Genomic DNA, 15,462 nt, shown 5'->3' on the forward strand with positions numbered 1-15,462 from the left:
GAGAGCACCGATTAGGGCACTCAGCGCGCGGGCTTGAATGTCTGGTTTGGCGATCGCACTAGCGGCCGCTTCAGCACGATCGGCTACCTCCACGGCACGGTCGACCTGCCCGCTGTCGGCGAGAGCACCGATTAGGGCACTCAGCGCGCGGGCTTGAATGTCTGGTTTGGCGATCGCACTAGCGGCCGCTTCAGCACGATCGGCTACCTCCACGGCACGGACGACCTGCCCGCTGTCGGCGAGAGCACCGATTAGGGCACTCAGCGCGCGGGCTTGAATGTCTGGCTTGGCGATCGCACTAGCGGCCGCTTCAGCACGATGCGTCGCCTCCACGGCGCGGTCGAACTCCCCGCCCTTATTTAGGGCGTTAACCAATTCACTCAACGCACGAGCTTGCATATACGAACTGGTGATGGTGCTGGCGATGGCTTCCGCGCGGTCGAACTCCCCACTCTTACTTAGGGCGTTAACCAATTCACTCAACGCACGAGCTTGCATATACGAACTGGTGATGGTGCTGGCGATGGCTTCCGCGCGGTCGAACTCCCCACTCTTACTTAGGGCGTTAACCAATTCACTCAACGCACGAGCTTGCATATACGAACTGGTGATGGTGCTGGCGATGGCTTCCGCGCGGTCGAACTCCCCACCCTCGGCCAGGGCTCCAACCAAATCGCTTAACACACGAGCGTGGTCGTTTGGATTAATGATGGTGCGAGCGGCGGCCTCAGCGCGATGGGCCATCTGCTCGGCGTGGTGGAGTAGCCCGTTCACAGCCAAGGTGCCAGCGAGGTCGCTTAGCGCCCGAGCATGGTCATCTGACTTGTTAAGGCTGAGAATGATGACTTCGGCCTGGTTGAACTGCTCGTTTGCAGCCAAAGGCATAGGCCAGATCGCTCAACGCGGCGGCTCGCATATGCGAACTGGGGATTGTGCGGGCGATAGCTTCAGCGCGCTGGCCTACCTGCTCAGCGCGTCCGAACTGCCCACTAGCAGCGAGAGCACCGATCAAAACCCTTAATGCCCCTACCTTGTAGTACTCCTCCCTGATGGTGGAAGCGATGGCTTCGGCTCGGTCAAATCGCCCGTTCGCAGCCAAGGCATCGGCCAGATCGCTCAGCGCCCGAGTTTGCGCATACGAATTAGTGATGGTGCGAGCGATGGCTTCAGCGTGCCGCGCTACCTGCTCAGCACGGTCGAACTGCCCATTTCTGACCAAGGCGCTGGCCAGGCTGCACAGCGCGATTACTTGGTCATCAAGATCGGTGAGGGTAGAAGCGATGGCTTCGGCTCGATCAAATCGCCCGTTCGCAGCCAAGGCATCGGCCAGATCGCTCAGCGCCCGAGTTTGCGCATACGAATTAGTGATGGTGCGAGCAATGGCTTCAGCGTGCCGCGCTACCTGCTCAGCACGGTCGAACGCCCTGATCTTGGTCAGGGCGGCAGTCAGGTCGGATAACGCATAGGCTCCGTCGTGAGGGTCAAAGATCGTGCAGGCGATGGCTTCGCCGTGGTAGGCGAGCTCCCCGGCACGTCCGAACTGCCCGCTATCAGCGAGAGCACCGATTAGGCGACTCAGCACGCGAGCTTGAACATCTTGGTTGGTGATGGTGCAGGCGATGGCTTTAGCTCTGCCGAACTGCCCGTTCTGGGCCAAGGCGCTCAGCGCGCCAGCTTGAACATCAGGGTCGGCGATGGTGCGGACGATGGCTTCAGCGCGATCGAACCGCCCCGATCTCAGCCAGACCCCTGGCCAAGGCGCTCAGCGCGCCAGCTTGAACATCAGGGTCGGCGATGGTGCGGACGATGGCTTCAGCGCGATCGAACCGCCCGATCTCAGCCAGACCCCTGGCCAAGGCGCTCAGCGCGCCAGCTTGAACATCAGGGTCGGCGATGGTGCGGACGATGGCTTCAGCGCGATCGAACTGCCCGTCTTTGGTTAGGGCATCAGCCAGTTCACTCGACGCACGAGCGTGGTCCTTTCCTCTGATGATGGTGTGGGTGATGGCTTGAGCGCGATCGAACTGCCCGTTCTTAGCCAGGGCGCAGGCGAGGCTGCCCCGCGCGCGATCGCGGAGGTCAAAGGCAGTGCCGATGCCTAGATCTGCACTGGGGTGGGTCATCAGGGTGTAGATAATGGCTTCAGCCCGATCGAACTGCCCGTTCTCGGCCAGGGCGCAAGCCAGGTCGCTCAGTACATAGGCGTGGTCTTCTGCACTGTTGATGGTGCGGGCGACGGCTTCAGCGCGATCGACCTGGCCGTTCCCAGCCAAGGCGCTAGCGAGTGCGCGCAGCACGCGATCGCGATGTTCTGGGTTAACGGTGCGAGCGATGGCCTCAACACGGTCGAACTGCCCATTCTCCGCCAAGACGCGAGCCAGATCGCTCAGTGCCCGCGTTTGCAGGCTCGGACGAGTGATGGATCTGGCAAGTGCTTCAGCGCGGATGGGATTACTCAGCACGCCCCATACGGCTGGTAAGCCAACGGGAATGTTGGTGTTGCGATCTGCCAGAAAATCGCGGGTACGAGCCAGCAGCAGCATCACATCGAGATCCGGTACATCCTGTACATGAATCAAGGATTGACAGTTGGCGATCTCTGCCAGCGCTGCAGTATCCCCTCCACTTACATCTAGCATGCGGTCCAGTCGAGCGCGATCGGTGGCGTAAGCCACCATCCGCCTCGAATCGCGGCAACCATGCAGAAGCCGATGGTAACCACGCAACAGATACTCCGGAGTCCCCACCACCCAGCCTCGATTACGAAAACTATCAGCCCATGCGTGAATCCTCTTCCGGTATTCAGCCATGGCCGTCTCACCGAGCGCGGTGACCGCAGTGTCGTTAAGATCCTCATGGGCCAGCACGAACACCTTGCTGCCCTCCTGGGGCCGCCAGGCGCTGTCACGACTGCTGAAGGTCCGCCCCGTCACCGCCCGAAGCTGCCGCTCCACCGCCGATGGCGCCGCTCCGGTCAATTCCCCCAAGTCACTACTACTCAAGCCGCCACCGGCAGTTACCAACAATCCCAGCAGGTCACGTTCACCACCGCTGCCATACAGCAAATGCTCCAGTTCCCGTTCGGCATCGTCCCGAATAATCTGTGCCGCCGGCGACGAACTCAATAACCGTACGATCCCCGGATCCCGCAGCGGATGACGGACAGGAACATCGGAAGGTACCGGCGGATGCGGACGACCTGCTACCAAGACCCGTAACCCCTCCGGCAGTACCGTAGGAAGCAAAGCAGCAATGCTGTGCGCGCCCGGGCCGACAGTCATACCACGATCTTCATCCAACCCATCAACGACCAATACCAACCGCTCACCGCGCTCACGGCACCAATGCGCCGCTTCTCCAAGCAACCGAGCAAACCAGCCCAACTGCATAGCCTCAAATGACAGGGCCGGCATTGTCTGATCCAGCAGTTCGGCTAGTTGCTCGATCACCACCGGCAAGAAGGCGCTGCGGTCACTATGACCGGCGTAGCGAGCAGTTATGAAGAACGATATTATCCGCACTCCCGGCGGGGGATCTAAGACAAACGAAGCCAACAATGCCGACTTACCCGCCCACGCTTCCCCCTGCCACCACGCATATCCGCATCCGCTATCGTCCCCTGTGCAGAATGACTTCAAGGCCGCCAATTCCACCTCCCGCCCTATCAGGTCCCAAGGAAAGATCTGCTTCACCTGATCGCGGTAGGCAGAGCGCGCTTTCGGCATACCCGACAGGTACACATTTCCCTGGATAATCCCGGTGTTGGCTAGGCTGTTGGGCCCACCGCTCGCATCACCACTATTGCGGATGGTGCTTTTCACCCGACCTCCTCGCCCAGCAACGCCTCTAACCACCATCATGTGGCCGTTCTAGAGACTCAGATGAGATCAACACCCGAATTGGCATTTCCACTCTCGGTTTCCGCATCGCCTGTCCGGCGTATTTCTACCTGACCAGGTGCTGCCCCAGCTGGACCTGAGAAACCGGTGTTGGCCCGCCCGCCATCCCCAGCCGTAGCTTTGCCGGTGCCCGAGATACGTACGCTTCCCTTGCCGGAGGTCACTGGCCAAGCCGCCCCCACTGTCATTCCGACGGCGGCTACCGCCGCCAGTGCGGAGATCACCGAGGCGGCCTTGTCCGCCTGATTCAGCCCCATGACCGCGAACACCGTCGCCAGCACGGCTACCACCGCAGCCGTGCCAGCCACTACCCACCGCTGCACTGTCATACCAGGATTATCCACTCCAACCGCCAATAGCGCACCCCGAAAAGGAGACCATTTCGTGTCGGTGCCATCGAGGGGGTACAGGGTTAGTTTCGATATCCGCCACACAAACAGACCCTGACCAGCTTCGGGTCGGCATTGGCAGCGACTGCCTCACGCGTTAGCCTCCCAAACAACCTCGCCCATACCTACAAGACAGCAGGGATCTGGCCAGGTCATGGCTGCGCACAGACGCTCTCACTGAACCCATTTCATCCTCGGACGGTCTGAGCGACGCGGTGGTTTTGTAGGACGGCGATGGCTTTGACGAGGTGGCCGGCGTTGCTGGGGCCGGATCGGAGCTTGCGGAGGATGTGCCAGCTTTTGAGCTGCGCGTTCGCGCGTTCGCCGGGTCCGCGGAGCTTGGCGTGCGATCGGTTGGCCTGCTTTTGTGACTCCGGCTTGTTCCTGCCCTTGTACGGCGTGACAACGACGGTGGCCCCGGCTCCTTGATAGCCCTTGTCTGCCAGGGTGAGGATCCCCGCGTTGTCCAGTTCGCGCAGGATGCCCCAGGCTCGTGCGGCGGTCAGGTTGCAGGTCTTGCCGGGCATCGCCCCCGACGTCCAGACGATCCGCCCGTCCGGGCCCGCGATGACCTGCACGTTCATCCCGTGCACCCGGTGTTTGCCGGAGAAGTACGGGCGGTCGGCCTTCACCCGGTCGGTGTGGATGAGCGTCCCGTCCAGGATCAGGTGTGTCAGCCCGTCCTTGGTCGCCTTCCGCAACGCCTGCCCGAGCGTGGGGGAGCGAGCCGCCAGCAGCATGACGGTCTCGCGCACGTACCGCCACGCCGTCGTTGCCGACACGCCGAACCCCGCTCCGGCCTGGGCGAACGTCTCGTTCTTACGCAGGTGGACCAGGACCAGCAGGGCCTGCCGGCCGGGGTTGAGCAGCCGCCACGTCGACCCGGACGCCTTGCGGCGACGGCGGATCAGCCCGGCGACGTAGTTGAGCGTTGAACGCGACAAATCGACGGCAGCACGATAGAACAGCATGCAGAAACCCCTGGTCCGGACACGGTGATTGTGGTGATCAACCCGTCTACCAGGGGTTTCTGCATGTCGCATACCGAATCCCCGACCCGCGATCATGCTGTGACCAGCGACCTCCCACCAGAGGATGAAATGGGTTTACTGGACGGGCATGGGATATGAGCAGGATGATCTACGGCCGTCTCGTTACTGCTCTCTGAAGCACACAGATCAGATAATGATCCGCGTATCGGCGGCGTCCTTCAGTTGGCAAGTGATCAGAGCCGCAACGCACCACACCTCGTCTATGGTTTCCTAAACCTGGGGTCGTCTACGTAGTTATGTGTCATCCAAGCAAGAGACCCACTGCAGGGCTCCTGGCGGGGTCCGCGCGATATATGCGAGATGATCTTTCGGTGAAACCCGACTTCGAGGCCATAAGCGCGGTCGTCGGCGGATGTCTTCACAGTCGGCGGCGGTCTTGAAAACCGTTAGGTTGCAGTGGTTGTGGCCCCGGCCTGCGGCAACAAGCAGTCATCAGCGGCGGCCTGTAACAATCCCTATCCCGCTGTTGCTATTCAGGAGAGCCCACCATGTCCCCGGCCCTCGACTTCCTCGCCCAGCTGCTCCAGGTCGCCGGCGCTGGCATCGGCCTGTATACCACTACCACCCTGGCCCGCCGGGCCCGTCTGCTCCGCGCGACTTTGGGCAACGCCGACAACCATTCAGAGGACTCGCCCTGATGAGGGTGTCTTTGTCGAGCCCTGCGGCGAGGCCGTGACGATCGCTGACTTCGGTAACCGCCGCTGGTTGCTGGGGCGATCGACGCCAAGCCCCTCCTTCGTCGGGACTCGCCACTGGTGACCATGGCTGAGGTGACAGCAGCGCTGACAGCAACGTCCCCACACACGGACTCACTTCGACCACCGTCCACCACCCTCTGACCACGGTCTCCGCTACCCGACCAGGGTGATTGGTCTGCCTGAAAAGCGGACGGTCATGGGCGCGCCGCTTGCTGAGCTCGGGCCTGACAACCTTGCGCTCCGGGTCGGCTTCCTAACGTGTGATGCGACCGATGTCACCAAACTTCGGTTCCCTTCGTGACATGTCCTTCCTCAACGTAACCTCCTCTGAGACGCTGAAGATACTGGCGGGTGATGCACTCACTCGGAAGTTGCCCAAGCAACGGCGAACGATCCGCGACGAGGAGATGTCCCCACGTGGAAGGTCCTGCTGAACGCCTGCTGACCCCCGCAGAAGTAGCCACGATGTTCAGGGTCGATCCGAAAACCGTGATTAGATGGTCTAAAGCGGGCAAACTCACTTCTATCCGCACTCTTAGTGGGCATCGGCGTTACCGCGAATCGGAGGTGCGCGCACTGCTCGCTAACCCTGCCGCCTTAGAGACTGCGGATCTGGGGTCTCCGCGTCGGGTAGCCACTGATGGGGGACTGGAATCGAGGGGCGATCAGGCCACCGCTGCGCCTGACAGCGGCCTCATAAGTGAGCCCAAACCACTCGGACAGAGCCGGGCCGCCCAAGTGACCCATGGCGGAGCTGGGGAACACGGCTTGCTGAACCACGTACTTTTGGAGTGGCTAGGGAATGAAGTGCCTGATCAGCACGCCATGATCTACCTCGCTGACGAGGCAGGAGCCGAGAGCGTAGGGCGTGCCGTCATGGACGTACTTGCCGCCTATGGCATCGAGGTAGCGGAGCGCTTACCGATTGTGCGTGGGTCGTGGTTTCTGCGGTTGCGGCTGTTTCTCCGGGCATGGGCTGGATCTGAGGAGGCTAAAGCGCTTCTCGCCGACTTGGAGTATGCAGCTCGGCTACGGCTTCTCCAGCAGCCCATCTCCGAGGTGGATGAGAAGAAGGGCGCAGCGGTGGCAGCGCTGATCCAGGCATTAGAGACGCAGCAGACTGCGGTGGTGATGATCGGATCGATCATCATTCTAAAGTGTGACGGCGTGCTCGCGGTGCGCGACCTGTCATCGCGCGAGTTGGCGTTCATGGCACGTAACCCTGGCTTGGTCCGGTCGCCCCAAGAGTTGCTGGTCGCCCTAGATGAACTCGCCATACATGAGTCGCGAGGTCCCCGTCGGCAGCCCCTGGTAGGTCATTCAGAAGGGTCGTCGTAGGGGACCGGTGTAACCCGCTCCGGGAGTGCTGTACAGCAGCGCGTACAGCAACAACACCACACAGTAATGCATGGGAACGGTCCGCATCTGCCATCTGACCAGGGCGTAGAGCCTCTGACGACGGGTTTGCCTTTCCCTACGGATCAGAAGGTTTGGGGGACCGAATCTACCTGGCCGCGCCGCGCGAAAGCCCAGGTCAATGGGCTATGACCTGGGCTTCGCGTGTGTAATCAGCGTCGGTGCCCGGCTATGCCGGCCCTCATCGGATTTCGGTGGTTGATCCTTCCCATACCTTCCCGTGGCCGGGGACGAGTCGCTGCACGTCGAGCGCCTCTATGGAGCCCGATAGTCCATCGAAGAGGTTGTTCTAACAGATACTCGGTGACCTAGGTCGCTGTCCTGAACGAGACCAAACCGACTCGCCTTCTTTCGACAAGATCGAATAAAGTGTTCGTTTCGGTGAAATTGCCGTTGCCTCAGCTTCTCCTTGATAGTGTCTGATTTCGACAAGCTGAGGGGATGAATGTCGAGGACGATGCTACGTGCGGTGGGTGCAGGTGCTTCCGTGCTCATCGCCGCCGGGATCGGCGTCGCAACCAACGAGATCACTGGTCAATGGTCGTGGACCTGGGGATCAGGGCTGGTCGCACTCGTTGTGGGCGGTGTGGCAATCCAGATGAGGTTAACGTTGACTGAGGAACGGAAAGATTCAGGGGCGCCACCTTCGGATCAGGTGACTCCGGCATTGATGAGAGCGACGTCGACAGGGACCGCCAGAGACTCCAACATCTTTCAGGGCAACACCTTCGGCATAACGGGACGTCATTTGGTTTCCCTGTTCGCAGTGTTAGCGCTCGTCCTGCTACTAGTGATGGTAGCTGTCCTCGTTCACAGCGATGTCAAGCAGCCACACGCCGTTCCCTCCCAGAAGTCGGTTGCCGGATACCCCCTCCGTCTGACCATCACTGGAGTGGATAACACCTGCTCCAGGGTCGTTTTGCCAGAAGAGGTCAAGGCCTCGGCAGCGAAGTTCCTGAAGGTCACCGAGCAACCTCCTGATCCGCGTGCGTTCATGCGCGGCGAACTCGACCTCGGGGGGTACGCCCATGACGAGATCGCCATCCGGTTCAACGCCCAGACACCACTGCCGCAACAGGTGACGATCACCGACGTGCGAATCGTCGAGCTTGTCCAGGCCGATTCCGTTCGGGGAGCGTTCGTCAACCTAAATACATGCGGCGGCGATCAGGTCAATGCGATGGTGATCCATGTCGACGGCCCTGACCGGCGCCCGTTCTTTATGGACGAGTACGGTAATGAGACAAGCCGCAGGTTCTTCGACGTAGAAATCGTGAACGTGGCTCCGGGCAAGAAGCAAAGCTTCGTCGTCCGGGTCAGGGTAACTCCAGGCCGTTCCGCTGGCTCTTTCACGTTCCGGCTGGCAATCGACTATGAGGTCGATGGACTAAAGGCTTCGACAGTCGTCGGTGACGGGAAGCAGCCGTTCCGGCTCACTGGTGGTTGCGATTGGACCACCGTCACCACCGCTTGGGGAACGATGAACGAGCTCATGCGTGAGGTGGATCCTGAGGAGTTCGCCCATCAAATGTGCGACTGAGCCTGCCGCCTGACCAGCGCGTGAGCGCCGCGACCTAGGACTTGCCAGTAGTTCGAGACGAAGAGGCAGACACACGTTCCTGATCGCGAAGCATGCGCGAAATGATCACGAAAGATTCACCGCTTATACTTGCTGTAGTCGCAGGTCACCATCGCTGACGAACCCTGATCGCTACCGCTCTCCTAAAGCGGGTGCCGCAGGTTCGAATCCTGCCGGGGGCACGCATCAAATGGGACTGTAAGAACAACGGTGTATCTCCTGATCATGGAGGATGCACCTGATGAGTACTGTGATCCAGGCATCGACGGAGATTGACCTGGAGGACGCCGCGGTGGCACGCAAGAAGCCGGATGACTCGGCGGATCGGGAGCTGGTGGCCAGGCTGGTCGGCCAGGCGCGGGCCGAGGGGGTGGAACTGGTCGGTGAGAACGGGTTGCTGGGCCGGTTGACCAAGCTGGTGCTGGAGTCCGCCCTGGAAGGCGAGATCACCGATCATCTGGGTCATGACAAGCATGAACGCGCGGGCAACGGGTCGGGTAACACCCGCAACGGCAGCCGGTCCAAGACGGTGCTGACCGATGTGGGGCCGGTGGAGATCACCGTGCCGCGTGATCGGGACGGCAGTTTCGAGCCGAAGATCGTGCGTAAGCGGCAGCGGCGGTTGTCCGGGGTCGATGAGATGGTCATCTCGCTGGCCGCCAAGGGCCTGACCACCGGTGAGATCTGCGCGCATCTGGCCGGGGTGTACGGCGCGGATGTGTCCAGGCAGACCATTTCCACGATCACCGACAAGGTGCTGGAGGGGATGGCCGGGTGGCAGAACCGGCCGCTGGATGTGGTTTATCCGGTGATCTTCATCGATGCGATCCATGTGAAGCTGCGTGAGGGGCAGGTCGCCAACCGGCCCGTCTACGTGGCGCTGGCGGTCACTGTCGATGGCGAGCGCGACATTCTTGGTCTGTGGGCCGGCGACGGCGGTGAGGGCGCCAAGTTCTGGCTGCACGTGCTGACCGAGATCAAGAACCGCGGGGTGGGTGACGCTTTGATGGTGGTCTGCGACGGTCTCAAAGGGCTGCCGCAGGCCATCGAGGCCGTCTGGCCGCGGGCTGTCGTGCAGACCTGCGTGGTGCACCTGCTGCGTGCCTCGTTCGGCTATGCCGCCCGCCAGCACTGGGGCGCCATCGCCAAAGCACTCAAGCCGGTCTACACCGCCGCGACCGAGGCCGCTGCACTGGAGCGGTTCTACGAGTTCGCCGAGGTCTGGGGCGGCAAGTATCCGGCGATCGTGAAACTGTGGGAGAACGCCTGGGCCGAGTTCGTGCCCTTCCTCAGCTTCGACACCGAGATCCGCCGGGTGATCTGCTCGACCAACGCGATCGAGTCGGTCAACGCCCGGATCCGGCGGGCGGTCAAGGCCCGTGGCCACTTCCCCAACGAGCAGGCCGCGCTCAAGTGCGTCTACATGGCGATCATGAGCCTGGACCCGACCGGCAAGGGCAGCAAACGCTGGGTCACCCGCTGGAAAGCCGCACTGAACGCCTTCGCCATCACCTTCGAAGGCCGCCTGACCCCGATCACCCGATAACTAATCAAGATCGAGATACACCGTTATCTAGACAGACCCCCTACCGACCAGCATCGAACACACCTGGACCAGCGCAGCACCACTCGCCCAACCCTGATAACCGAGGACGCGACCAAGATCCGAAAGTAACTTATCTGTACATCTATTAAGACGACGACTCATTTGGTGAGGCGGCGGTAGCAAATGAGGGCTGCGGCGATGGCCACGAAGGATGCGAAGTGGTCGGCCCGGCGCTCATAGCGGCGGTGTAATCGCCGGCAGCCGGCCAGCCAGGAGACGGTCCGCTCCACCACCCAGCGATGTCGTCCCAGCCGCTGGCTGGACTCGATCCCGCGGCGGGCGATGCGCGGGACGATGCCACGACTGCGCAGGAAGGCCCGCAGATGGGGATAGTCGTAACCCTTGTCACCGTGCAGCTTGGCGGGCCGGCGGCGTCGTGGGCCCCGGCAGGAGCGGATGGGCGGGATGCTGCGCACCAGCTGCTCCAGGGCCTGGCTGTCGTGGACGTTGGCGGCGCTGATCGCGACAGCGATGGGCAGGCCGGTCCGTTCGGTGATGAGGTGGATCTTCGACCCCTTCTTGCCGCGATCGACAGGATTCGGACCTGTCAGCTCCCCCCTTTGACAGCACGCACGCTGACCGAGTCGATCGCGCACCGCGACCAGTCCAGCTCTCCCCGGGCGCCGAGCTCGTCCAGCAAGATCCGGTACAGCTTGGCCCAAACTCGCGCGGCACTCCACTCGGCGAAACGGCGATTCACCGTCTGCCAGGAGGCACCGAAAACCGGCGGCACCTGCCGCCAAGCACACCCGGTGGTGGCCACGTACACAATCGCCGCCAGGATCACCCGATCGTCAACCCGCCGCCGCCCACCACCCTGCGGCCGCGTCGGCGGGACCACCCGCTGGAACAACTCCCACAACTCATCGGGCACAAGCCGCTGAAGGAACGCATCCACGATCGATCCAACGATCAGCCCCCAAACGAGTCACGGTCTAAAGGCGGCTCGCCGACGGCGACCCGCCGCGCGTTCGGGCGGTCTGCTGGCCGCGCTGCGGCTCTCCGGCCGGTCGCGGCCAGCACCGCCCACGCGCGAAACTGCCAGCAGCAACCCCATACGGGGCAGACGCTGGAGGCGGAGACCGGCCAGCTTATCCGACTTAGTCGAGAATAGTCACATTTCTAAGAAAACTCGGAGGGGCTCCTTCCAGCCCCTGGGTAAGTGTAAAGATCTCCATATTGACGCGGTGCATCTCGTCCCACAGTCCGAATTCTCGGAGCCTGTCCACGAGGTTGCCTAGAACATGGAGCAGCATCTGATCACTCGCCACTTCGTCGATCGCCCTAATCGATCGTGCAGCCTTTACAGCCTTGCGGGCATATCGCAACGCCTCACGCTGATCGCCCATTTGAGCATGGGAACACCCTGCATTGTCAAGCGCGCGCGCATATTGCTCTAAATATAGTGCCGGATTCCTGTCTACCAGTTCGCCATACATTTCTATTGCTTGCATCTCACAACTCAAGGCATCGCGCGGCCTACCGATTTCAGACAAATGCATGCCGAGATCTATGAGCACCGCTCCAATCGACCCTGCATGCTGGTCAGGCCTAACCGTAGACAATGCCTTAAATAGATCAAGAGCTTCGTTGCTACAGGCTATTGCCTGGCGATAGTCACCTACCGCTGCGTAGCGCTTCCCAAACGAAGCCAGCATATGAGCCAACGTACTGGAATGACGCACTGGATTTATCGCAGCTAGCTCTCGATACGCGCTTACAGTCTCGTTTGTGACGGATAGTGCCTTTACATGATCACCTGAGAGGGAGAGCATCGTTCCAAGAGTCATGAGACATTTAGCCCATTCTTCGAAATATACGTTGGGATCATTCCTGCGGTACGCTAGAAAGATATTTAGCGACTCTTCTGCTGATCTCAGGGCGCCCGTCAAGTCGTTGCAGGAGGCCTGACAAGACGACAGATTCATGAGGGCTCGACCAAGATCGATATTGATGCGTTCAAACTCGCTGAAGCTCGACAGGTCCCTATAAACACCAACGCCCCTCGCGATGGAATCCAGGGCTTCTCTATGACGGCCTGCCCGTCTCATCACTAGGCCCATGTGAACAAGTGTCTGACCGAAGAGTCCTCCATGAGCCAGCCGGTCGACAGATACCAGTTCACGGGTAATATCAATGGCCTCGGACATGACTGATATTGCGTCCTGCATGCGACCCTCGAGCCTGCTAAGGCTCGTGGCGTAGTTGACTAAGCTGTTCGCCAGCATGGCATCATGCCGATTGGGATATGCTCCAGAAATCTCCCTTAGGAGCTGGACACCATCCTCGATGCTTGTTATTGCTTCACGCTGGTAGCCAAGCTCTTCAAGATAGTTCCCTTGGTTTAGAAGTGCCGACGCATAGTTGTATAGATGGAAATCGGGAGACTCGGTAATGACGCCATGATATAGGGCGACTGCGGCTCTTGCCTGGCCGAGAGCATCCACATGAAGGCCACGATCAGCCATTCGCGACGCGAGAGCCATTCTAGCTCCAGCGAGCTCTGCTTGATACGTGCCCGGATGATCCGCCTCAGATGCCTCAAGCAACTGCACTGCTTCACGGGCGAGCTCAAGAGACTCCTCAGCAGAGCTCAGAAGGTTTGAAAGATTGCAAAGGCTAACGGCCAACTCTGTCTGAAATCTTCCGGATAGCTGAACAATCTCCCTCCTTATTCTTATAGCCCTTCGAAGGAACCACGCTCCTTCGTTATCCATTCCCTTCTGAGACAACACCGTGCCCAGGTTATTGACGATCCTGCCAAGTTCTATTATATCGGAGGTTGCAGATTGAGTATTGCCCGAATAATGCTCAAGAGCTAATGTTGTGTGCGTTAGTGCGCCGTCAAGGTCGCCAGCTCTTAGATCTAGCGCACCCAGGACTCGATGCCAATATGACTTTTGGTTGCTATCTCTGATCTCGCCATAGTCCGAAATAATTCTCTTGATAACAAACCGGCTGGCATCGAGCAGGCTAGAACTCTCCCAGGGCAGCGCATTGGCCACAAGTTCGAGATCATCAAAGGTAAGGACTCTTCTTTGCAGCGAAGCATAGAGAGCCTGCCCAACATGGGTGCCGCCTTGTAGCGCTACCAACACGATTTGATTAACCTGGTGGGGCACACTCTCTTCCACGGCACGAATCAGCATCTCCTGCGCCTTGTCGTGATGACTACAGGCTCGCGAGAGAAGCGTCAGCGCTCGTTCCGCCTGGGTAGTCGTCAAACTGGTGAGGCATAGCCGATTAAATTCCGGAGATTTGATCAATTGATCGACGACATGACGCTCAGCGAGGAGATCAGGCCGCAGCACTCCAACCGGTTCCCCGACTCCGGGGTATACCTGGCATAGCCATCGCACCACTGCTCCGATCCGCCTGTCATCCGCCCGGGCGAGGTCGGGCACGCGCCGCACCAGCGCCCGCACACCCTCCTCATCATGATCCATAGGGTCCAGCAGGAGCGTCACAGTAGCGATCACCTGCTGCAGTACCGCTAGATCCACCCCCACCCCGGCACGCCGGGCAGTCTTGTCCCACAGCCGCCGCTCGTGCCCAAGCAGCCGCTCCAACACCCCAAACTCCGCTGCAGCGCGTCCCCCCATGGTGCCCTGTTCCTGGTCCAGCACCGCCACCAGCGCGGCTGCATGCAACACCAAAGCCGGCAGCTGCTCCTCCGAATCCACGGTAAACGCCACCTGCGGTATTGGACATCCAAGCGCAGCGGCGAAAGACGGCAACGCCTCCTCAATGACCTGAAGGTCATCGCGGTCGCTATCCAAGGCAGGTGCCAACTCCAACACCGAGGTGCGAGCCACCAGGTCCCGAACTGCATGTGATTCGGTGTCCAGCTCAGTCCACCATTCACCAGTTTGACGAGCCACCAGCAGCACCCGCAGCCCGCCCGCATGCCCAGCCGATTCCAAACGGATTACTTCAGCCAGCATCTCCCCGAGATCAGAGCGGGTCTCGGCGTAGTCGACCAAGAGCAACACCCGCTGTTCCATATGAGCCGCAGCCCGGACGGCCTCTACCTCGTGCCCCTGCCGGACTAGCAAATACTCCCATTCATCAATCGGCAGGGACTCGGCAAAATGCAGGGCCAATCGAGTCTTCCCCACGCCGCCCTGTCCTGTTAGCAGCCATACCGGGCACGAATCTTCATGCCCGCACCAACGAGTCAGCGACTTTAGCTCTTCCACACGCCCAAAGAAGGTCACCGCCCCACGCTCAGGACGCAACAGTCCCGCCACGCTTTCACCTGCTGCGGCCACCTCACGAGTGGCCACCAGCGTCTCCCGGCGCCTCTCCTCCTCCGCGATCGCGGCCTGTTCAGCTGCTTTGATGGCCCTTCGCGCAGCGAGCCATTCGCTGACGTACGACCCGGCAGCCCCCGCTGCGATGACCCCAATCGCGGCAAGTAGCAACCGCACCGCCAGAGGCCAGGTGGAGGGCACTAACGGCACCACCGCCGCCACTACACCCACCACCATGAGCAGGAGTACGAACCCGAACGGCCGCCCTGGGCGCTCCTCTCCCATGCCCTAAGGATCACCGCCTGCTGAGATCAACAAGCTCGAATATCCCAGTCGCGCCGAGACTGTGACCTAGCGGTGGAGGCGAATCACTGAACCGCTCCGGGATCGGTGGAAGCGCTGGTGTGCCCCGGGTTCGGTGGAGTCGCGTTTCTGGGTTGTCATGCCACGGTGGACGCGGTCTCGAACTGTATCGGGGTGAGCATGCCCAGGCTGCTGTGCCGTCGTTGCCGATTGTGCCAGATCTCCAGGTACTCGAAGATCGCGTTGGCGAGTTCGATCCGGGTGTTC

General features: G+C 60.8%; 11 protein-coding genes and 1 pseudogene. 4 read left to right on the forward strand and 8 right to left on the reverse strand.

Features of this window, described 5'->3' with window-relative positions; all coding sequences use genetic code 11:
• From ACFP1K_RS36995 to ACFP1K_RS37015, 5 genes are all read right to left on the reverse strand, one after another.
• Positions 1–879 (reverse strand): hypothetical protein (locus ACFP1K_RS36995; RefSeq protein ID WP_380762355.1); only part of this gene is annotated, 879 nt, incomplete at its 3' end.
• Positions 827–1,657: a tetratricopeptide repeat protein gene (locus ACFP1K_RS37000; protein WP_380762357.1), complete on the reverse strand. Its 831-nt coding sequence runs from the start codon at positions 1,655–1,657 to the stop codon at positions 827–829. The genes ACFP1K_RS36995 and ACFP1K_RS37000, both read right to left, overlap by 53 nt.
• A 55-nt stretch (positions 1,658–1,712) precedes the next feature.
• Complete coding sequence (locus ACFP1K_RS37005) at positions 1,713–3,821, reverse strand: hypothetical protein (protein ID WP_380762359.1); 2,109 nt, start codon at positions 3,819–3,821, stop codon at positions 1,713–1,715.
• Between the two features lie 56 nt (positions 3,822–3,877).
• The gene (locus ACFP1K_RS37010) at positions 3,878–4,228 is read right to left on the reverse strand and encodes a hypothetical protein (RefSeq protein WP_380762361.1); all 351 of its coding nucleotides are present in this window, start codon (positions 4,226–4,228) and stop codon (positions 3,878–3,880) included.
• 248 nt (positions 4,229–4,476) lie between these two features.
• Positions 4,477–5,259, reverse strand: a complete 783-nt coding sequence (locus ACFP1K_RS37015; RefSeq protein ID WP_380762363.1) for a transposase family protein — start codon at positions 5,257–5,259, stop codon at positions 4,477–4,479.
• Between the two features lie 1,196 nt (positions 5,260–6,455).
• Here ACFP1K_RS37015 and bldC point away from each other — a divergent pair.
• The 4 genes and pseudogenes from bldC to ACFP1K_RS37035 form a co-directional block, all read left to right on the forward strand.
• Positions 6,456–6,623, forward strand: a pseudogene (gene bldC / locus ACFP1K_RS37020) (developmental transcriptional regulator BldC); the annotation flags it as partial.
• Positions 6,624–6,806: 183 nt separating this feature from the next.
• Positions 6,807–7,376: a hypothetical protein gene (locus ACFP1K_RS37025; RefSeq protein WP_380762377.1), complete on the forward strand. Its 570-nt coding sequence runs from the start codon at positions 6,807–6,809 to the stop codon at positions 7,374–7,376.
• Positions 7,377–7,941: 565 nt separating this feature from the next.
• A complete protein-coding gene (locus ACFP1K_RS37030; protein WP_380762365.1) occupies positions 7,942–8,994 on the forward strand; it encodes a hypothetical protein in 1,053 nt (350 codons plus the stop codon).
• 280 nt (positions 8,995–9,274) lie between these two features.
• Complete coding sequence (locus ACFP1K_RS37035; protein WP_380762367.1) at positions 9,275–10,579, forward strand: IS256 family transposase; 1,305 nt, start codon at positions 9,275–9,277, stop codon at positions 10,577–10,579.
• A gap of 158 nt (positions 10,580–10,737) precedes the next feature.
• On the opposite strand, the gene ACFP1K_RS37040 is transcribed toward ACFP1K_RS37035, so the two are convergent.
• The 3 genes from ACFP1K_RS37040 to ACFP1K_RS37050 form a co-directional block, all read right to left on the reverse strand.
• A protein-coding gene (locus tag ACFP1K_RS37040) for an IS5 family transposase (RefSeq protein ID WP_380762369.1) occupies positions 10,738–11,537 on the reverse strand; the annotation gives its coding sequence in 2 pieces (ribosomal slippage) (positions 10,738–11,192 and positions 11,192–11,537; 801 coding nt in all).
• Positions 11,538–11,739: 202 nt separating this feature from the next.
• Complete coding sequence (locus ACFP1K_RS37045; protein ID WP_380762371.1) at positions 11,740–15,129, reverse strand: tetratricopeptide repeat protein; 3,390 nt, start codon at positions 15,127–15,129, stop codon at positions 11,740–11,742.
• Between the two features lie 203 nt (positions 15,130–15,332).
• On the reverse strand, positions 15,333–15,462 hold a 130-nt coding region (locus ACFP1K_RS37050), incomplete at its 5' end, for an IS3 family transposase (protein WP_380762375.1).

It is taken from the genome of Sphaerisporangium aureirubrum (assembly GCF_042658925.1).
In the GTDB taxonomy this organism is placed as follows: domain Bacteria; phylum Actinomycetota; class Actinomycetes; order Streptosporangiales; family Streptosporangiaceae; genus Sphaerisporangium; species Sphaerisporangium aureirubrum.